General features: G+C 62.7%; 17 protein-coding genes and 1 tRNA gene. 3 read left to right on the top strand and 15 right to left on the bottom strand.

The annotated features are described in order from the left end of the window. Positions 1-103: 103 nt before the first annotated feature. The 10 genes from AB4097_RS09830 to coaD form a co-directional block, all read right to left on the bottom strand. Positions 104-469, bottom strand: a complete 366-nt coding sequence (locus AB4097_RS09830; protein ID WP_442039066.1) for a nitrile hydratase accessory protein — start codon at positions 467-469, stop codon at positions 104-106. Between the two features lie 4 nt (positions 470-473). Further along, positions 474-1,133: a nitrile hydratase subunit beta gene (nthB, locus tag AB4097_RS09825; protein ID WP_442038928.1), complete on the bottom strand. Its 660-nt coding sequence runs from the start codon at positions 1,131-1,133 to the stop codon at positions 474-476. After that, a complete protein-coding gene (nthA, locus tag AB4097_RS09820) occupies positions 1,130-1,759 on the bottom strand; it encodes a nitrile hydratase subunit alpha (RefSeq protein WP_442038926.1) in 630 nt (209 codons plus the stop codon). The genes nthB and nthA overlap by 4 nt, the downstream gene beginning before the upstream one ends. A 181-nt stretch (positions 1,760-1,940) precedes the next feature. Then, a tRNA-Lys gene (locus AB4097_RS09815) sits at positions 1,941-2,016 on the bottom strand. A gap of 146 nt (positions 2,017-2,162) precedes the next feature. After that, positions 2,163-3,344 carry a tRNA guanosine(34) transglycosylase Tgt gene (gene tgt, locus AB4097_RS09810; RefSeq protein ID WP_442038924.1) on the bottom strand — a complete coding sequence of 394 codons (1,182 nt, stop codon included), beginning with the start codon at positions 3,342-3,344 and terminating at the stop codon, positions 2,163-2,165. A 114-nt stretch (positions 3,345-3,458) separates the two neighbouring features. Next, a complete protein-coding gene (queA, locus tag AB4097_RS09805) occupies positions 3,459-4,535 on the bottom strand; it encodes a tRNA preQ1(34) S-adenosylmethionine ribosyltransferase-isomerase QueA (RefSeq protein ID WP_442038922.1) in 1,077 nt (358 codons plus the stop codon). Positions 4,536-4,737: 202 nt separating this feature from the next. Beyond that, on the bottom strand, positions 4,738-5,205 hold the full coding sequence (locus AB4097_RS09800) for a peptidylprolyl isomerase (RefSeq protein ID WP_442038920.1): 468 nt from the start codon (positions 5,203-5,205) through the stop codon (positions 4,738-4,740). A 49-nt stretch (positions 5,206-5,254) separates the two neighbouring features. Continuing rightward, the gene (locus tag AB4097_RS09795) at positions 5,255-5,773 is read right to left on the bottom strand and encodes a hypothetical protein (RefSeq protein ID WP_442038918.1); all 519 of its coding nucleotides are present in this window, start codon (positions 5,771-5,773) and stop codon (positions 5,255-5,257) included. Next, on the bottom strand, positions 5,773-6,321 hold the full coding sequence (locus tag AB4097_RS09790) for a peptidylprolyl isomerase (protein ID WP_442038916.1): 549 nt from the start codon (positions 6,319-6,321) through the stop codon (positions 5,773-5,775). Before AB4097_RS09790 ends, AB4097_RS09795 begins: the two co-directional genes overlap by 1 nt. A gap of 32 nt (positions 6,322-6,353) precedes the next feature. Continuing rightward, complete coding sequence (coaD, locus tag AB4097_RS09785) at positions 6,354-6,854, bottom strand: pantetheine-phosphate adenylyltransferase (protein ID WP_442039064.1); 501 nt, start codon at positions 6,852-6,854, stop codon at positions 6,354-6,356. Positions 6,855-7,175: 321 nt separating this feature from the next. On the opposite strand from coaD, the gene AB4097_RS09780 reads away from it, so the two are divergent. Further along, complete coding sequence (locus tag AB4097_RS09780; RefSeq protein ID WP_442038914.1) at positions 7,176-7,766, top strand: hypothetical protein; 591 nt, start codon at positions 7,176-7,178, stop codon at positions 7,764-7,766. 43 nt (positions 7,767-7,809) lie between these two features. Here AB4097_RS09780 and gyrA read toward each other — a convergent pair whose 3' ends face one another. Then, positions 7,810-10,491 (bottom strand): DNA gyrase subunit A, encoded by a 2,682-nt coding sequence (gene gyrA / locus AB4097_RS09775; RefSeq protein WP_442039062.1) that lies wholly within the window; start codon positions 10,489-10,491, stop codon positions 7,810-7,812. A 1,621-nt stretch (positions 10,492-12,112) separates the two neighbouring features. Here gyrA and rnk point away from each other — a divergent pair. Continuing rightward, the gene (gene rnk, locus AB4097_RS09770) at positions 12,113-12,541 is read left to right on the top strand and encodes a nucleoside diphosphate kinase regulator (protein ID WP_442038912.1); all 429 of its coding nucleotides are present in this window, start codon (positions 12,113-12,115) and stop codon (positions 12,539-12,541) included. A gap of 202 nt (positions 12,542-12,743) precedes the next feature. Here the strand turns inward: rnk and AB4097_RS09765 are convergent, their stop codons facing one another. Further along, on the bottom strand, positions 12,744-13,598 hold the full coding sequence (locus AB4097_RS09765) for a hypothetical protein (protein ID WP_442038910.1): 855 nt from the start codon (positions 13,596-13,598) through the stop codon (positions 12,744-12,746). 69 nt (positions 13,599-13,667) lie between these two features. On the opposite strand from AB4097_RS09765, the gene AB4097_RS09760 reads away from it, so the two are divergent. After that, positions 13,668-14,303 (top strand): MarC family protein, encoded by a 636-nt coding sequence (locus AB4097_RS09760; protein WP_442038908.1) that lies wholly within the window; start codon positions 13,668-13,670, stop codon positions 14,301-14,303. 4 nt (positions 14,304-14,307) lie between these two features. Here AB4097_RS09760 and AB4097_RS09755 read toward each other — a convergent pair whose 3' ends face one another. From AB4097_RS09755 to AB4097_RS09745, 3 genes are all read right to left on the bottom strand, one after another. Further along, positions 14,308-15,426 (bottom strand): M20 family metallopeptidase, encoded by a 1,119-nt coding sequence (locus AB4097_RS09755; protein ID WP_442038906.1) that lies wholly within the window; start codon positions 15,424-15,426, stop codon positions 14,308-14,310. A gap of 200 nt (positions 15,427-15,626) precedes the next feature. Then, positions 15,627-15,947 (bottom strand): DUF6894 family protein, encoded by a 321-nt coding sequence (locus AB4097_RS09750; protein ID WP_442038904.1) that lies wholly within the window; start codon positions 15,945-15,947, stop codon positions 15,627-15,629. A gap of 455 nt (positions 15,948-16,402) precedes the next feature. Then, a complete protein-coding gene (locus AB4097_RS09745) occupies positions 16,403-18,268 on the bottom strand; it encodes an ATP-dependent nuclease (protein WP_442038902.1) in 1,866 nt (621 codons plus the stop codon). Positions 18,269-18,443: the final 175 nt, after the last annotated feature.

Here is an 18,443-nt window from a genome sequence, read left to right as displayed (position 1 = left end):
AGGGTATCACTCGCCGCTCTTCGGGGAGCGGGTGCATCCTCACATTTTAAGGTCAGCCCATGACGCAGGGAGCATCGCCTTGCACCCGGCCCTGGCTCGTAAACTACCGGAATGGATCGTTCGCGAGCAAAATTGGTTGACCATGCGGCGTGGCGTGTGCCGCACGATCCCAAGCGTCCCGTCGTTCCTCCAGGACCTGTTCACTTGCAATACCCTTGTCCCGGACCAACTGCTCAATCGCCGCAAGCCAGTGATGATAGTACGTCGAGCCGTCGTCGCAATCACTAGTGCCCTGAGCTTTTTTGATTTCATCCGAGAGCGCTGCAGCCCACTCCGTCCAGGTGAACAGGCCCTGCTCGTAGAGAGCCAGGGTCATTGCGAAGGCGTGAGCCTCCCACGGCTCGCGAAAGACAGGCGCGCCATCATCCCCCCGGGGAATCGGCGCAACCTCTGCGGCCACACGGACCATATCCTCATGCCGGTTCAAGGTAGCTCTCCCAGGCATCGATTGAGACACTGATGGTCGGATCCGCCTGCTCTCCCCAGAGTTCCCGGCCCGAGAAGGAGATCGTGTAGAGCCATTGTGGCTGCTCGCCTTGTCCATGAGCGTTCGCGTCCGGAAACACATGCGCGCCATGCACCAACTCAACAACCCCAGCCCTGCCACGGGCGTAGCGAGGGAGGCGGGTGTGCCCCCTGGGATGTATGTTGCGGGTGCGGACCCGGTCACCAACCGCAAAGCGCGCCGGCTGGTCGAGCGGGCGATCTGCCGGACCGCCGCGGGCCAACACGGCCAGCACGTCTTCTGCCTTGAGCACCCGCTTGATCGGCGCCGGCTCTGCGAGGGATTGGCCGAGTCTCAACTCTTCGTCGCTGACGAGCCCGGCCGCAACAACAAGCTTTTCGACGCCCTTGGTCCAGATCTCGTAGTAGCTTGACGTCAGATACTCAGCAGGCGGCAAGGACTCGCGGGCGTGCCGGCTCATATCGAGGTTCCAACTGCCCGTAGCACCCATGGCTAGGGTGAGGCCAAAGGCCCGTCGCTCCCACTCGGCATGGAACCAGGGCTCGTCCTGCTCGATCGCGATCGGACCGAAGCCCATCATGCCGCCGAGGTCCTGTGCGCCATTCATTGCACTGCCTTCGGAGTCTGGGCGACACCAGTGCCGATCATGGAGTCCCGGGTGACGAGTTCGGCCAGTGCCTCCTCGCCCATGCCCTCCGTGCCTTCGGGGCGCATCGGGATCACGAGGTACCTGATCTCAGCAGTGGAGTCCCAAACGCGGATGCGGGTGGTCTCCGGCAGGTTTACCCCGAACTCGGCCAGAACCCCGCGAGGGTCAAGCACAGCTCGGGAGCGGTAAGGGGCAGACTTGTACCAGATCGGAGGAAGGCCAAGCACCGGCCACGGGTAGCAGGAGCATAGGGTGCACACGACCATATTGTGCTCATCTGGGGTGTTCTCGACCGCCACCATATGCTCGCCCTGGCGACCGATGAAGCCGAGGGAGGCAATGGCGGCCGTTGCATCCGTCCGGAGCCACTCCCGGTAGGCTGGGTCAGCCCAGGCTTTAGCGACCACCTTGGCCCCATTGCGGGGGCCTACCTTGACCTCATAGGTCTCGACCAGCGCATCGATAGCGGATGGATCGACATAGCCCTTCTCGACCAGGATGGACTCAAGCGCACGCACCCGCAGCTCGATCTCTGATAAATGGCTGTGGTCGTCATGATCGTGGTGATGATGGTCGTGCCCCATACGTACCGCCCTCGCCTATCCAGATGAGTCGGTGCCATGCTAACCGGGTGGTAGCCGCGAAGCCAGCCATTGCCGCGCCGATCAAATTCAGATGATCGGACATTGCACAGTTGCGGAGATCGTCCGGCTGCCTGGGAGAGAACGGTTCAAAGGGCAAATGCCGGTAACCCTTTGATGTTGTTGGTGAGCGCGCTGGGACTCGAACCCAGGACCCTCTGATTAAAAGTCAGATGCTCTACCGGCTGAGCTACGCGCTCCCAGAGGTGAGCCCGGAGATAGGGGGTCTCGGGCCTCGGGTCAATTGAAAAGCCCCGCCTGGGCGGGTAAATCCTCAGCTTATGGCCCTTAAGCGGCCGATTTTCCCAAGAATGCCTGGACAAAGGTCCTGCTCCAGGCCGCGGAATTACTCCTCGTCCCCCATGGCGATGTTGTCCGCGTGCCGGCCGATATCCGCCTTGCTGTCCCGCTCGCCCTTGGCCCAGCCCTCCTTGACCTCGCCGATATGGTCATCGAGGCGTCCCTCGGCGATCGCCTTGCGCAGTCCGGCCATGAGTTCCTGGTAATAGGCCAGGTTGTTCCAGGTCAGAAGCATCATGCCGAGGATCTCGTTCGAGCGGACGAGGTGATGGAGGTAGGCGCGCGAATAGGTGTTCGAGGCCGTGCATTTCGATTCCGGATCGAGCGGGGCGGTATCCTCGGCGAAGCGCGCGTTGCGCAGGTTCATGCGTCCATGGCGGGTGAAGACCTGACCATGGCGTCCGGCACGGGTGGGCATGACGCAGTCGAACATGTCCACGCCCCGTCGAACCGCCTCGACGATGTCATCCGGCGTGCCGACCCCCATGAGGTAACGGGGCTTCTCCCTGGGCATGTGCGGCTCGACCGTCTCGATCATGCGCAGCATCACGTCCTGCGGTTCGCCAACGGCCAGACCGCCGATGGCGTAGCCCTTGAGATCCAGCGCCGCGAGTTCCTTTGCGCTCTCGATGCGCAACCGCTCCACGGCGCCGCCCTGGACGATGCCGAACATGGCCTTTCCCGGCTGCTCTCCGAAAGCCACCCGGCAGCGCTCCGCCCATCGGAGAGACAGGCGCATCGCCTTCTCGGCCACTTCGTCGGAGCACGGCAGCTTTACGCATTCGTCGAGCTGCATCTGAATATCGGAGCCCAGGAGCCCCTGGATCTCGATGGAGCGCTCCGGGGTGAGCACATGGGTCGAGCCGTCAATATGGGACTGGAAGGTGACCCCGGTCTCGTCGATCTTGCGCAGGGCGGAAAGCGACATCACCTGGAAACCGCCGGAATCCGTGAGGATCGGATAGGGCCAATTCATGAACTGGTGCAGCCCACCGAGCCTCGCCACCCGCTCCGCGCCGGGACGCAGCATCAGGTGATAGGTGTTGCCGAGCACCACGTCGGCCCCGAGCGCCTTCACCTGATCCGGATACATGGCCTTCACGGTCGCGGCCGTGCCGACCGGCATGAAAGCGGGCGTGCGGATGACACCACGCGGCATTCGGATCTCGCCGGTCCGTGCCGCGCCGTCGGTCTTGTTGACGGTGAAAGTGAAGGTCTCGGTGGTCATTCAAACCTCATCTTGTCATCTCCCGCCGAAGCGGAAGGGAAGCGGATCCATGAATCCGCAGCGCCTGGAAACGGATCCATTCCCGCGCGTTCCGTGCTGGGTCGATCCGGAGCATCAACGTCGAAACAGCAAACTCGCATCGCCATAGGAGTAGAAGCGATAGCCCGCTTCTATGGCGTGGGCATAGGCGGCTCTCATGCAATCCAGCCCCGCAAAGGCCGAAACCAGCATGAAGAGAGTCGAGCGCGGCAGGTGGAAATTGGTCATCAGCACATCCACGGCTTTGAATCGGTAGCCGGGCGTGATGAAGATGGCGGTATCGCCGGAGAAGGGCGCGATGCTCCCATCCTCGCGGGCAGCGCTCTCCAGAAGCCGTAAGGATGTGGTGCCGACCGCCACGATCCGCCCTCCCCGGGCCTTGGCCTCATTGAGCGCCTGGGCGGTCTCATCCGAGACCGAGCCCCATTCCGCATGCATCCGGTGCTCATCGGTATCGTCGGCCTTCACCGGCAGAAACGTGCCCGCTCCCACGTGAAGCGTCACGAAGTGCCGGGCGATGCCGCGCTCGTCGAGGCGCCGAAAGAGATCGTCCGTGAAATGCAGGCCGGCGGTCGGAGCAGCGACCGCGCCCTCGTCCTTCGCGTAGACGGTCTGGTAGTCGCTCCGGTCTCGGTCGTCCGTCGGGCGCTTGCCGGCAATGTAGGGCGGCAAGGGAAGCTCGCCGAGCCGAGCGATGGCCTCGTCCAGGAAGGCGCCCGCAAAGGAGAAGCGGAGCGCCACATCGCCGCCCTCGCCTTTCTCCACGACCTCGGCATCGAGCCGCACGAGTTCGCATGCCGTGCTTTCGGACGGGTCTCCGAAGCGGATGCGGTCGCCGACGGTAAGCTTCTTGGCCGGCCGGGCGAAGGCGCGCCAGCGGTCGGCACCCTCGCGCTTGTGCAGCATGATCTCGACCCGAGCCGCATTCTCCTCACGGACGCGCAAGCCATAGAGCCGGGATGGAATGACTTTGGTGTTGTTGAGCACCAGCACGTCACCCGGCTGAAGCAGATCCGGCAGATCGCGGACGATCCGGTCCTCAAGGCCTGATCCGGGCCGGACCACGAGCATGCGCGCGGCATCCCGCGGCTCCATGGGGCGCAACGCAATGCTGCCCTCGGGAAGATCGAAATCGAAAAGGTCGACCCGCATGGATACTATGTCTCCACCCTCATCCTGAGGAGCAGCGCAGCTGCGTCTCGAAGGATGGTCCAAAGAGCACTGGAAACGCCCTCGTCCTTCGAGACGGTCACTGAAGTGACCTCCTCAGGATGAGGGCTTAGGGCAGTTCGTTTCATCTGAAAACGTGGATGCCCGGGACGAGCCCGGGCATGACGAAACATATCGGCTGATCTCAAGCCACGTCGGCCGCGACCTTCATGGAGACGATGCGATCGGGATCGCGCACGGGTTCGCCGCGCTTGATCTTGTCCACGTTCTCCATGCCTTCGGTGATCTTGCCCCAGACGGTATATTGCTTGTCGAGGAAGCGGGCATCGTCGAACACGATGAAGAACTGCGAGTTCGCGGAGTGAGGGAAGTTGGTGCGAGCCATGGAGCAGACGCCGCGCACATGCGGCTCGGCGTTGAACTCGGCCTTGAGGTCCGGCAGGTCGGAACCGCCGGTGCCTGTCCCGGTCGGGTCGCCGGTCTGGGCCATGAAGCCCTCGATCACCCGGTGGAACGGCACGTTGTCATAGAAGCCCTGACGGGAGAGCGTCTTGATGCGCTCGACGTGGCCGGGAGCCAGGTCGGGACGCAGCTCGATGACCACGCGGCCCTTGGTGGTTTCCATGATGATGGTGTTTTCGGGATCTGCCATGGGATTCTCCTTCGAATGGCGTGTATTTAGGGAAGACGGCGGCCGACCACTATAGGGCCTGGTTCTTTTCCGGCACCGGCGCGTCGATGAAGCGAAACGTGAAAAGGCGACCGGCCACCGCCGCGCCGAGGCTCTCGCTGAATGGCATGGGCGAGCAGCGCACCAGGGCCTCCCTCACGGCCTGCGTGAAGGCCTGACGGTTCTCCGCGTCGGGCTCCCCTGCCCGGTAATGGGTGATCATGGGCTTGCCCAGCACCTCACCGTTCCGCTTGAAGCTGAGACGGATCGTGACTTCCTGTCCGGAATAGCGCACGCCGCCCGGCTGCCAGCAGGCCTGCATGGCTTTCCCGATGTCGCCGAGGGTGTTCACCTTCTTGGGCGGCTCCTCGTCGGTTCGGGGATGGATGATGCCATTGAAGCTCTCCGGCAGGGACGGAGGCTGCTCGAACCTCTCCCAGTATCCATCCGGATCGCTGGGGCGCCCCACCTGCGCCAGAACCGGCGCAGCCGCTCCCGTGCACAGGAGGAGCGCGGAGATCCATGCTCCGCCTGACCGCAGGGCGTACATCACTTCGCGTCGGTGGCGAGCTGCATCTTCACGATCTTGTCGGGGTTCGACACCATGCCGTTTGCGGCGGAATCGCCCTTCTTGATCTTGTCGGCCACATCCATGCCGGACACGACCTCGCCGAAGAGCGTGTACTGGCCGGTGAGCGGGCCGCAGCCCTCGTAGCAGATGAAAAACTGGCTGTTGGCGGAATCTGGGCTCTGGGAGCGGGCCATGCCGACGGAGCCGCGCTTGTACTGGGTCTTGGTGAACTCGGCCGGAATGTTGGGCAGGCTCGACTTGCCCGTGCCGGTGCCGGTGGGATCACCCGTCTGGGCCATGAAGCCGTCGATCACCCGGTGGAAGACGACGCCGTTATAGAAACCCTGTTTCGTCAGGGCCTTGATCTGCTCCACATGCTTGGGCGCCAGATCCGGCCGCAGACGGATGGTGATACGGCCCTCCTTGGTGTCGAGGAAGATCGTATTCTGCGGATCGTTGGCCTGCTGGGCCACGGCCGGGACGAGGCCGGCGAGTACGAGCGCTCCGGCTGCGAACAAACGCTTCATGGGTCGATATCTCCTTCGAGGATGATGAAACTTTATGGCCGCTTGAATTTGGCCTTCAGGCGCTCGGCGACAAGACCCGGTACGAAGGCCGAGACGTCGCCGCCCATTCCGGCGATCTGGCGCACAAGCGTGGCCGTGATGGGGCGGACCGAGGGCGAAGCCGCAAAGAACATGGTCTGGACCTCCGGCGCCATGGCGGCGTTCATGGACGCCATCTGGATCTCGTAGTCGAAGTCCGTCCCGTCCCTGAGGCCACGCACGATGAGGCTCGCGCCATGGCGGCGGGCCGCCTCGACGGCCAGATCGTTGAAGGTCTCCACCTCCAGTGCGACGCCCCTCTCCTGCAGAACCGGCCCGCAGACCTCGCGCAGCATCTCGGCCCGTTCCTCGGCGGGAAAGACCGGTGCCTTCGAGGAATGGACCCCGATGGCGACCACGATCCTGTCCGCCACGCTGCAGGCCTGGCGCAGAACGTCCAGGTGCCCGTTGGTGACGGGATCGAAGCTGCCGGTGTAGAGCGCGGTGCGTATCATGCCCAAGGCGTAGCCGGATTGAGGCGCCTGAGCAAGCCGTGCGCTGGCACACGGCAGGCTGGACGGCGCCATGAGACATAGGGCCCACCTTAAGTCAGGAGAGAGCCATGGTCTTCCGCCTTTTCATCGTCGCCATCACGGCCATCGCCGTCCTGAGCCCTGCCGCATTGGCGAGCTTGGGCTGAAGCAGAGAGCGGCTTTTCATGCCCTAGCACCCTCAAATGCCCGAGGAGCAGCTGACTACCTCTCGCAGGATGCGGATTAAAGGGCTCGCCAAAATCTTCACCCCCATATAACTAAGTAACATATCTGGGGGCTCATGTGATCAAATCTTACCGTTCTCTGACATTCTACAGCTGGTACATCCTCGCAGCTCTGTCCATCTTTGCAGCGTATCCAGTCTTCGCCCAGCCTGTTCGCAGCCCGATTTCGGCAGACATTTCCGCCGCTGATATCGAAGGTTTTGTTTTCCCAAAATCCTTGGGTAGGCTGATACGTCAGTCAAAAGTTGATTATAAGTCGTCAGGGTTAGGCTTCAGCGTGACCTATGCGGAACCTGGCAAGGCTTGGGCCGACATCTATATCTACGATAAGCAGCTCGATTTGCCGTCTGGCCCTGCGCTCGATTTCGCGAAACGGGAAGTGGAAGCGGCGGTTGGTGATGTGAACACCGCCGTACAAGCAGGCGTCTATCAAAAAGCGAAAGTTCTCGATCGGTCGGAATCCAACTCCTTTGCGAAGGCTCGCCTCAGGCTTACGCAGGGAGGGAATGAACGCGACTCCTTCATCTTCATCACCGTAAATCGCGGCAAGTTCGTTAAGATCCGAATGACTGCAGTGGCGGATAATTCCTCGAATGATACTGCCGAGACTGTACTCACAGAATTTGAACGCACCCTTCGCAAGCCATAAAGAAAGGGCGCCGAGGCGCCCTTCCGAAAAGCCTTGTTAAAGCTTAGTCCTCGCCGCCCTCGGTCGCGACATCATCGACGCCCTCACCATTCTCCTCGTCCTCACCCTCGATGTGCTCCACCGAGACCACCTTTTCCTTGTCGCGGGTGGAGAAGACGGTGACGCCCTGGGAGTTGCGGCCGACGACGCGGATGCCTTCGACCGGCACGCGGATCAGCTGGCCGCCATCGGTGACGAGCATGATCTGGTCGGCGTTGTCGACCGGGAAGGAGGCCACGAGCTTGCCGTTGCGACTGTTCACCGCCATGGCCGTGATGCCTTTGCCGCCGCGTCCGGTGATGCGGTACTCGTAGGACACGGTGCGCTTGCCGTAGCCCTTCTCGGAGAGCGTCAGGATGCACTGCTCGTGCGCGCTCATCTCCGCATAGCGCTCCTGCGAGAGCGAGAAGTTCGCGCCTTCCGTCTCCTCCGCATCGTCCGATGCGTCGGCATCCGCGCCCATCTGCTCACCGGTGACGGCGCGGCGCATCTTGAGATAGGCCGCCCGCTCCTCGCCGGTCGCTTCCACATGGCGCAGGATCGCCATGGAGATGATGTCGTCTCCCTCGGCGAGATTGATGCCGCGCACGCCCATGGAATCGCGGCCCTTGAACACGCGCACGTCCGTGACCGGGAAGCGGATGCACTGCCCCTTGGCCGTGGTGAGCAGCACGTCGTCGTTCTCCGAGCAGATCTGCACGTCGACGATGTGGTCGCCCTCATCCAGCTTCATGGCGATCTTGCCGCCGCGATTGACCTGGACGAAGTCCGACAGCTTGTTGCGGCGAACCGTGCCGCGGGAGGTGGCGAACATCACGTCCAGCTTGTCCCAGGACGCCTCGTCCTCGGGCAGCGGCATGATGGTGGTGATGCGCTCGCCCTGCTTGATGGGCAGCATGTTCACCAGGGCCTTGCCCTTGGCGTTGGGAGCGGCCAGCGGCAGGCGCCACACTTTCTCCTTGTAGGCCTGGCCCTCGGACGAGAAGAAGATGACGGGCGTGTGGGTGTTCGCCACGAAGAGACGGGTGACGAAATCCTCGTCCCGCGTCGTCATGGCGGAACGGCCCTTGCCGCCGCGGCGCTGCGCCCGATAGGTGGAGAGCGGCACGCGCTTGATGTAGCCGGCATGGGACACGGTCACGACCATGTCCTCGCGGGCGATCAGATCCTCGTCGTCGACATCGGAATCCCAATCGACGATCTGCGTCCGGCGCGGTGTCGCAAAGGCGTCGCGAACCTCGACCAGCTCGTCCTTGATGATGCCCATGATGCGATCACGCGACCGCAGGATCTCGAGGTAGTTCGAGATCTCAGCCGCGAGCTTGGCGAGCTCGTCGCCGATCTCGTCACGGCCGAGAGCCGTCAGGCGCTGCAGGCGCAGGTCGAGGATCGCGCGGGCCTGCGCCTCGGAGAGACGATAGGTACCGTCCTCATTGATCTTGTGGCGCGGATCGTCCACGAGCGCGATGAGCGGCGCGATGTCGTGCGCCGGCCAGTCGCGGCCCATGAGGGCCTCGCGGGCGGAGTTCGGATCCGGCGCCGTGCGAATGAGGCGGATGACCTCGTCGATATTGGCGACCGCAATCGCAAGGCCGCACAGCACGTGGGCGCGCTCGCGCGCCTTGTTGAGCAGGTACTTGGTGCGGCGGGAGACGACCTCCTCGCGGAAATCCACGAAGGCCTTGATCAGGTCCTTCAGGTTCATCAGCTCGGGGCGGCCGCCGTTGAGCGCCACCATGTTCGCGCCGAAGCTCGTCTGCAACGGCGTGTAGCGATAGAGCTGGTTGAGCACCACGTCGGCCATGGCGTCGCGTTTGATCTCGACCACGATGCGCATGCCGTCGCGATCGGATTCGTCGCGCAGGTCGGCGATGCCCTCGATCTTCTTCTCGCGCACCAGCTCGGCGATCTTCTCGATCAGCGAAGCCTTGTTCACCTGATACGGGATCTCGGTGAAGATCAGCGCTTCGCGGTCCTTGCGGACCTCCTCGACCTCGGACTTCGCCCGCATGACGATGGAGCCGCGGCCGGTCGTATAGGCGGACTTGGCGCCCGCGCGGCCGAGGATCAGCGCGCCGGTCGGGAAATCCGGACCCGGGATGAGTTCGATCAGCTCTTCGGTGGAGATGCCGTCGTTGTCGATGAGGGCCAGGCAGCCGTTGATGACCTCGCCCAGGTTGTGGGGCGGCATGTTGGTGGCCATGCCGACCGCGATACCGCCGGCGCCGTTGACGAGCAGGTTCGGGAACCGCGCGGGCAGAACCGACGGCTCGTCCTTCGACTCGTCGTAGTTGGGCGTGAAATCGACCGTGTCCTTGTCGATGTCGTCGAGCAGCGGCATCGCAGCCTTCGCGAGACGGGACTCGGTGTAGCGCATGGCCGCCGGCGGATCGCCGTCCACGGAACCGAAATTGCCCTGCCCGTCCACGAGCATGAGGCGCAGCGAGAAGTCCTGCGCCATGCGCACCAAGGCGTCGTAGATCGCGCTGTCGCCGTGCGGGTGATACTGACCCATCACGTCGCCGACGATGCGGGCGGATTTCACGTATTTCTTGTCGGGCGTGTAGCCGTTCTCGTGCATCGAATAGAGGATGCGCCGGTGCACCGGCTTGAGGCCGTCGCGCGCGTCCGGCAGAGCGCGGCTCACGATCACGCTCATGGCGTAATCGAGATAGGAGCGCTTCATCTCATCGACGATGGAAATCAGCTTGATGTCGCTCGCCGGCTGGTCCCCACCGGGACCGCCAGGGCGGTTATCGTTCGGATCGGTCAAGGTTGGTCTTTCTTAAAACGGTCTGCCCTTTCGCGAGAGGCGACTTCCGATGCCGCTTCGTCAAGCCGTTCGGCAGGCCCGCGAATCCAATTGAAATCAGTCTCTTAGATGGGCGAGAACGGCGCAATTTTCAAGCTTTTTGACAGGTTTTCCAGAGGCAAGCACGAAGCCAAAATCCGTTTACGTTTCAGCAACTTATTCTCAGGCCAGGCACAGCCGCCAACGGCCGCGCGATTGTGGCGCTTTCACAGACGGGATCGACTGGCGAGAAACCGGATTAGCTACCTGCTGCAGCGGATTGAATTTAAATGGTTTTATCACGGTTTCTCTCCTCAATGCGTAGCCTCCACGGGTTGGGTGTGAAACCGCCATTGATGGCGCGCCGGTAGGGATCTGGAACCGCTCGGGTCCCAAGCACGAGAAGCGTTGCGTCCTGCCGCGTAGGGCGATGAGTCTTGGGCTGGCCTGCTGCCTTGGGAGAACGGCCCGTGGAAACCCTCCCGTTCTGCCCGGCCTTGTGCCGGGATCCACGTCTTGACAGCGTTGTGGTGCCGAAGACGTGGCGGCCGGAACGCGTCCGGCCATGACGCGGCGGGTGGATGTCGATGGATCCCTGTCAAAGAGCCAGCACCTTGGGGCCCGCAGCTTGCGCTGCGAGCCTTTCCGGTGGTCGAGGGTGGCGCGTCGGGCCGTCCGGCTCGCTGTGAGTGTTAGATGGAAGAGCCGGGAGGCCGCTTCGCGCACGGTTCTTTTAGGCGTTTCGACTTGGACCAGCACAGGGCTGCCAAGGGCCTCCTGGCGCCGGCTGCGTGACCGGCGGGCAGGACCGTGCCTGCTCCCACAACTTACGACGCCTCGCGAAGCGCGCCCCTCGTCGGATCAGGCTGTGCAATGATATAGCCAAGGTTGAGACAACTGTCAAGAACAAAATAAGAACATAACATCCGCTCACCGCCTCTCCTCGTCATCACCGGCCTCGTGCCGGTGACCCCGATCGGAAAGGCGCGGCGCTCTTCAGCATCGGGATGGCCGGAACAAGCCCGGCCATGACGGAGAGGTCGCCAGAACCCGATGCGCCCGCTTCCACGCGTGCGAGAAGCAGGGCGGAGCCGTCAATTGACAAACGCGGCAAGGTGTAGGAGCCTTGGTTCATCATGTTGAGCTTCTTACGATACCGTCGCGGCTTGCACCGGGCAGGCAACCTCATCGCGGGCAAGTAGCCCCGAGCTCAACGCGCGTCCGCGCCCCCGAGCTCGGGGCGCTTTCCTAGTATCTGAAACGCGGGACGTCCTGCGAAGCCAAGTTTAGCTTCGCGCACCGTGCCTCTTCCGGCTCGTGCCTCGCCTCGTCGAGACGCCTCCGTTCCTACGCCGGATCACCAGGGCCCTTCGCCTCCGCGTGCCGTCGCCGGCGAGGCAATCCGCAACTTCGATGCGCGAGCGCATCGCTCATCCCAAACGATCGGAATCCGATGGCGATTCCGATCCCATTGCAGCGTCTTGCGCTGCGGCACTTCAGGAACAGGAGACAAGACATGTCCAGAAAAGCAACCGGCACAACCAAGCCACGGATCACGCTGACGGCGGCCGATTACGAGAAGCTTACGAGCCTTACCGATGCGGCCATGCACACGATGCCGGATGTGGCACGGGAACTCTCGGGTGAGCTTGACCGGGCCCATGTTCTGGCTGGCGGGAAGCAGCGCCCAGACGCCGTCCATATGGGCAGCGAGGTCGATTTCCGGGACGACACCACGGGACGGGTGCAGACGGTCACCCTCGTCTATCCGCATGAAGCGGATATTTCACAGGGCAAGATCTCGGTGCTGACGCCAATCGGAACCGCTCTCATTGGCCTCCCGCTCGGTCAATCGATCGACTGGACCACGCGCACCGGAGAAACGCGGCGATTGACAGTGCTTCAGGTCAGAAGCCCTGCCGCCATAGAGCGTGAGCCCGCCTGAGCAGGTCCCGGCCGGAGTGTCGGCGAAGGAATTCCACGAGCCCTGCGTCATGGATCCCTTCCCTGAGCCTCCGGCTCGCCGGGGCGACACTCCGGCTAGCGCATTGTGCGGACCCAGAGGGCCGCGCCCAACGATGCGCTCGTCAAGGAGTGGAGCATCGGATGGATCCCAAAGGTGCAAGCCCACTTTTGGGTCCGATGCTCTAAGCCCTCAGCAGCAACGCCGTCGTATCGTCACTCGTCTTGAATCGTGGAAAGAGCCGGCCGTCCGGATCGCGTTCGGTCTCGATCCCCCGTGCCAGCTTCGCCAGGGGTTCGATGCCGGTGGCAAGGGCGGCTTCCATCAGGGTCTTGGCGTCCATGGCCCGATAGAGATCGACGAGCGCCGAAAAGCCATCAGAGGCGAGGAGGATCGCCGTTCCCTCATGGCAGGGCGCCGTCTCGTGCCGCAGCCGGCCGACGGCATCCGGATTGAGGCTCAGGAGGGCCGCCGGAACGCCGCTTCTCCGCTGGCGCTCCCGGCGCTCGCCGAGCCAAGCGAGGAAAGTGGGCTCGCCGAGAATGGCAGTGGGCCGGGAGCCCGCCTGCTGCATCAATTCGGCCGCCTTCGCGGCTTCCGCCTCGCGCAGGCCGGGAGCGTCGCCCAGCACCTGAACCGAGTTGTCCGGCTGCCGCACATAGGCCGTGGTGTCGCCGAAGGTCCAAGCGTCGAGAACGTTGTCCTTGCGGCGCACCAGCGTCATGGCTCCGAGGGGCCAGGTGACGAAATCCTCGTGCCGTTCCAGAGGCGCGACGGCCCGGTAGGCCGTGCGGGCCTCCTCCATGACGTGCCGCAGGAGCGTGACGCCGTCCTCCGCATGAGGCACAAGCTCCGAGAGCCGCTCATTTGCGAAGCGGGCGAGCCAGGTGGCGTCGCTCGTCTCGTGCATGACGGGCTTGGTGCCGGGAAAGATCGAGGTGTCGATCACCCAGGCCCAGTCGCCGGAGGCTCCGCAGATATCCTCGTTAGGCTTGTCCGGGTGACCCGGCCAGCTGATCCGATCCAAAACCGTGAACATTGTCGCATCGCCCCTCGTCAAATCCGCCCGATGACCCCATAAAGCAAAGCTTAAGGGAAGGTCCAGCCGATGCTCCTCGACTACATCTCCGCCGCTCTCGTGACCCTGCTCGTCACCCTCGATCCGGTGGCTCTTGCGCCGATCTTCGTCTCGCTGACCCGGGGAATGAACGCAGAAGAGCGCCGCAGGGTCTCCATGCGGGCCTGCATGATCGCCTTCGGCATCCTGGCCTTCTTCGGCCTCGGCGGCGAGGTGCTGCTGCGGCTTCTCGGCGTCGGCATCCCGGCCTTCCGTATCTCAGGCGGCCTCCTGCTGTTCTGGATCGCCTTCGAGATGGTGTTCGAGCGCCGCAATGAGCGCAAGCAGCATACGGCGGATATCGCCATTACCGAGGATCACATCCGCAATGTTGCGGCCTTCCCGCTCGCCATTCCGCTGATGGCGGGCCCCGGCGCCATCACGGCCGTAATCCTGCTCGCCGGGCGGGCGGACGGCAACATCGCCTATCTCAGCGCCCTGCTGATCCTGATCGCGCTCGGCATCTTGAGCTGCCTCGTGGTGTTCTCGGCCGCCGATCGCGTCTCCCGCTGGCTCGGCGTGACCGGCAACGTGGTCCTCACCCGGCTGCTCGGCGTCATCCTCGCGGGCCTCGCCGTGCAGTTCATCATCGACGGCGTGCTGGCGCTGGTTCAGGGAGCGGCTTGAACCGTTACCGCAGGGTCTCCAGCAGGCGCATCATGAGCTTCTGCCTCGGCGCGATGGAAGAGATCAGGCCGTATTCTTGGAGCGTATGCGCGCCGTCGCCGTCGATGCCGAGGCCGTCGAGGGTCGGGATTCCCAGCGCCGCCGTGAAATTGCCGTCCGAGCCGCCGCCCACGCGGGGCGCCGAGACGAGGTCGAACCCGATCTCGGTGGCCAAGGATTTGGCGTGGTCGAAGAGCCGCGAGGTAGCCTCGGTCCGCTCATAAGGCGGCCGGTTCATGCCGCCGGTGATCGAGACCTTGAAGTCCGGGCTGGAGGGCTTCAATCCGAGGATCGCGGCCGTCACGGCCTCGCCGTCCGCCACCGTCTCGACGCGCAGGTCCACCGGGAAGCGGCAATGCTGCGGGATGGTGTTCACCGCCGTGCCGCCGGAGACCATGYCGACCGTGGTGGTGATCCCCCGGGCGTAATCGGTGAGGCCCTCGATGGCGAGAATCTGCCGCGCAGATTCGTAGACGGCGTTGCGCCCGTCCTTGTGACGCGACCCCGCATGCGCCGGGCGACCCTCCACATGCACGTCGAAGCGCCCTACTCCCTTGCGGGCGGTGACGATCTGGCCGCCGTCACGGGCCGGCTCCGTCACGAGCGCATAGGCCGAACGGCGGCCGAGATCCTCGATCATCGGCCGGGTGATCGGCGAGCCGATTTCCTCGTCCGGCGTCACGAGGAAGACGATGGGCCGCGCCGCCGTGCCCTTGCGGGCAACCTCCTTGAACGCCTCGAGAGCAAACCAGGCCCCGCCCTTCATGTCGTAGATGCCGGGGCCGTAGAGCCGGTCCCCCTCGACGCGCAGCGGCAGGTCGCTCTCCACGGTGCCGACGGGATGCACCGTATCGAGATGCGACATCACCAGAACGCCCGGCTCGGCTGTCTGAGGCCCGGCGCGCAGCACGAGAACGTCGCCCAGACCTTCCGTGCCCGCGAGACGCTCAATCGCCACCGGCGCGTCTTGCATCTGTGCGACCACGAGATCCATCATCCGGTTGACCCCGGCCCGGTCGTGGGTCGGGCTCTCAGTGCGGATCCAGGTGAAGAGCGTATCGAGGGATGGCGAGGAGAGGCTCATGATGTCTTCGTTTTCGAACGAGGGTGCCTGCTGGCTAACCATTCTTCGCCCGAAACATCAAGTCTCGGATGCACACGCTGAGGCCATCCCGAGACAAAGCCATGGCCATATGACGAAGAATTCATGCATGAGAGCACCACGGCGCTGCGTCACTATAGGTGACCCATTCCGCGCAAATTCCTTCAAAAATCGATCGATTTTCAGTGCTGTGCCACATTGAGCGGAATCGACAGCAGAACGTTTCCATCCTCGTCGACCACCTCGAGATTCCAGCCGCGCCAGTCAACCTCGTCCGTCTCGCCTTCCTGTCTGAGTTCCTGGATGGCTTTGAGGGCCTGATAATGGGCTGCCTCCAAATCCGAGACTTCGATCCCTGCCTCGTCGACGATCCGTTCGTGCGTGTGCACAAGATGAAAGTAGCAGTGCACGACAGGACAACCCTGGAAATCTTCACTCAACATCCGAGCCGCAATGGCTCCTGAATCTGCCGCTAGATGAGCAGCTTCCATGCTCTGACGCAAGGTAAGTTTTCAGTTTACCATCAACATCCATGCGAAGCTGCAGAATATTGTCCCGAACGATCAAATCGCACGGCCGCAGCCAAGCTTGGCGACAGCCGCTGCCGTGCATGGTCGTTCACGCACGCCGCTTCGGCGAGCTGCAGGAAAGGCCGTCTTCCTGGATAGCCTTTCCTGCCGAGAACCGTCCGACTACAGCATCGGACCCAAAAGTGGATTTGCACTTTTGGGATCCATCCGATGCTTTTTCTCTTGGCTGGCGCATCGGATGGAGCGGACCCGCAGGGCCGCGTCAGCGAATACCGGGTCCACTTTTCCGTCCGATGCGCTAGAAACTTTGTGTGCGGTACAGAAGCGCGTCTATGTGTGTTAGTGCACTGTTTCCGCTATCGTTTCAGCCTTCACGGCTGACCAATTTGTCGTCTCCGCTAGAATCCGCATCAAAGATTCTGTCTGGCTCATTCAGCCGCCAGTGCTGGTCTCGTCTTGGCATAGCGCTCAGCAATCGCCTTGAACAACGTTTCAAAAGTTTGCAAGCCTGCGCCATTCAGAATCTTCTCCGGATCAGTTGCCATTCGCGCAAGAAATTCTCGGGCAGGTCGAGTTTTGTTGAACTCGAGACCGGCATCAACGAATGCTATTTCGAAACGCTTCACGATCCGAGGGATGTTGGTATTAAGATTCAGATTCTTGCCCTTTAACTCCTTGCGGTACGTGTGCCGCACGAGTTCCTCATAGATCGCGGGATCGACCAAGTCTTCGATATCGGCCTCCCGCGGCTGGGCGAAGGCCTCGGAAACGAAAATTAATGCGCTGTCGCGCACCAACCGGCTGGTGACCAACTCCTTCTGAGCTTCACGGCCTGCCTTCTCGTCGTCCAGCAGTACAAGGACGCTCAACTGCTGCGATGAAAGCAGAGCGACCATGTAAGAGACCTTCCCTGCCCCTCCTGCGGGGGTGATGACCATGTCCTCCGGCAACCCGGCCTTTCCGTGCGAACGAAGGTAACCGCTGACTGAGGATAGGATCCAGAAATCGGTGATGCCTTCCACCGGCAGGTTGGCGGGGCCGATGAACAGCGTCTGGGAAACATGGTAGCCCAAGGCAGCCTGAAGCGGGAACAAGGTCCGCGAATCGCCGGTCGGATCGTTGGTTACCGTCGTCCCAGCCTCTTGCGTGATGTTCACGGTCCTAACGACGCTGAGGTCGTCAGCCGGGATCATGAAAGGCGAATGGGTCGTGTAGATGATCTGATTCTCGAAGTCTTGGAGGAAGTGCCGTAACAGGTCCTCTTGCGACTTGGCATGCAGGTAGAGGCCGGGCTCATCAAGCAGGAGAATCGCCCCCTGCGCTTGGCCGCCGTCCGTGTCTGCGGCGAAGGAGATATAGAAAGAAAAGAACCAGCGGAACCCGCGGCTGCGGTCGTCTAGGTTGACCTCAACGTCATAGGTCGAGTTCGGATCCGAGATCAAGGTGTCAAGGTGTGCACCGTCGATGTTGAAGCGTACCTTGAGCGAACGGTCCTTCCAAAGGCGGCGGATCTCCTTCGAAACAAGCGCCCCGGCTCGGTTGAGCAACTGGTTACGCGTCTCGTGGTCGCCCGCCTGCCACAGCGCGTTGAGATTCTCAGCGCTGAAGTCAGCCACCTTGGCAAGTTTTTCGAAGTTCTCTTCGGCCTCGGTCAATGGTTGTCCCTCAGACCGGCGCTGCATGAATCTAGCGATGTCCTGATGCCCCTTGAGTTCGGGGAAGTCAGCGACGTAAACGAACAGAGGTAGCCAGCCAGCAACTGTGTCCCTCGCCGTCTGACAAGCCTTATCATAGCCCGTGACTGCGGCAGCCTTCTCTTCCAATCCTGCCAGAAGCTCGTCTGCGGCGTCCGAAAGAATGACATCAGCCTGTCCGAGTGCTGAGCGGAATGCCTTTGCCTTTGCTTCGACCCGCGCTGCCCAGGCTTTTACGTTGGAGACATCCTCTCCTGCTTCCTTCAACTCCTCCCAAGCGGTAGCGGACGGGCCACTCTGGTCCGCCGGGACGCGGTCAACCTCAGCGGTGATGACCGGGTCGAGCTTGCGGAAGGCTGCCTTTACATCCTTGTCCGCGACCATGGGCGCCTTCGCGCCGGGTAGACTGATCCAAAGGTGGGTTTTGCCGTAGCGGCGTCCCACGTCCACCTCGGTGACATGGCTGGCTTCCCCAAGAAGCTCCGTGAGCGTTTGCGTTTCCGTCTCGGTCAACTTCCAGCGCGAAGAGACCACCTCTGTTTCGTCGGTACATTCATCCAGACGACGGTCGCGTGGAAAGTCCTTGATGCGAGACAGCACTCTCCGGCCGCCGGGAGGATTGAGGCGATTGTGTGCGTCAAGTTCTGCAAAGAGGGGCGGCCGGTCGGGCTGGCTAAGCGGCTTCGCGAAGAGTGGTTTTCTTGTGCTCCTTGAGATCCTCCATATTGAGGTAGCGGTGGGCTTCCAGCCAGTTCTCGTGCGTCTCGACCGCCAG

The organism is Microvirga sp. 2MCAF35, assembly GCF_052115545.1.
Lineage (GTDB): Bacteria > Pseudomonadota > Alphaproteobacteria > Rhizobiales > Beijerinckiaceae > Microvirga.
This window is presented reverse-complemented; position numbering and strand designations above follow the sequence as displayed.

Excerpts from the sequence above, each read along its gene's own strand:
- AB4097_RS09830 (WP_442039066.1), bottom strand. The coding sequence starts at position 469 with ATGGTCCGTGTGGCCGCAGAGGTTGCGCCGATTCCCCGGGGGGATGAT.
- nthB (WP_442038928.1), bottom strand. The coding sequence starts at position 1,133 with ATGAATGGCGCACAGGACCTCGGCGGCATGATGGGCTTCGGTCCGATC.
- nthA (WP_442038926.1), bottom strand. The coding sequence starts at position 1,759 with ATGGGGCACGACCATCATCACCACGATCATGACGACCACAGCCATTTA.
- tgt (WP_442038924.1), bottom strand. The coding sequence starts at position 3,344 with ATGACCACCGAGACCTTCACTTTCACCGTCAACAAGACCGACGGCGCG.
- queA (WP_442038922.1), bottom strand. The coding sequence starts at position 4,535 with ATGCGGGTCGACCTTTTCGATTTCGATCTTCCCGAGGGCAGCATTGCG.
- AB4097_RS09800 (WP_442038920.1), bottom strand. The coding sequence starts at position 5,205 with ATGGCAGATCCCGAAAACACCATCATCATGGAAACCACCAAGGGCCGC.
- AB4097_RS09795 (WP_442038918.1), bottom strand. The coding sequence starts at position 5,773 with ATGTACGCCCTGCGGTCAGGCGGAGCATGGATCTCCGCGCTCCTCCTG.
- AB4097_RS09790 (WP_442038916.1), bottom strand. The coding sequence starts at position 6,321 with ATGAAGCGTTTGTTCGCAGCCGGAGCGCTCGTACTCGCCGGCCTCGTC.
- coaD (WP_442039064.1), bottom strand. The coding sequence starts at position 6,854 with ATGATACGCACCGCGCTCTACACCGGCAGCTTCGATCCCGTCACCAAC.
- gyrA (WP_442039062.1), bottom strand. The coding sequence starts at position 10,491 with ATGAAGCGCTCCTATCTCGATTACGCCATGAGCGTGATCGTGAGCCGC.
- rnk (WP_442038912.1), top strand. The coding sequence starts at position 12,113 with ATGTCCAGAAAAGCAACCGGCACAACCAAGCCACGGATCACGCTGACG.
- AB4097_RS09765 (WP_442038910.1), bottom strand. The coding sequence starts at position 13,598 with ATGTTCACGGTTTTGGATCGGATCAGCTGGCCGGGTCACCCGGACAAG.
- AB4097_RS09760 (WP_442038908.1), top strand. The coding sequence starts at position 13,668 with ATGCTCCTCGACTACATCTCCGCCGCTCTCGTGACCCTGCTCGTCACC.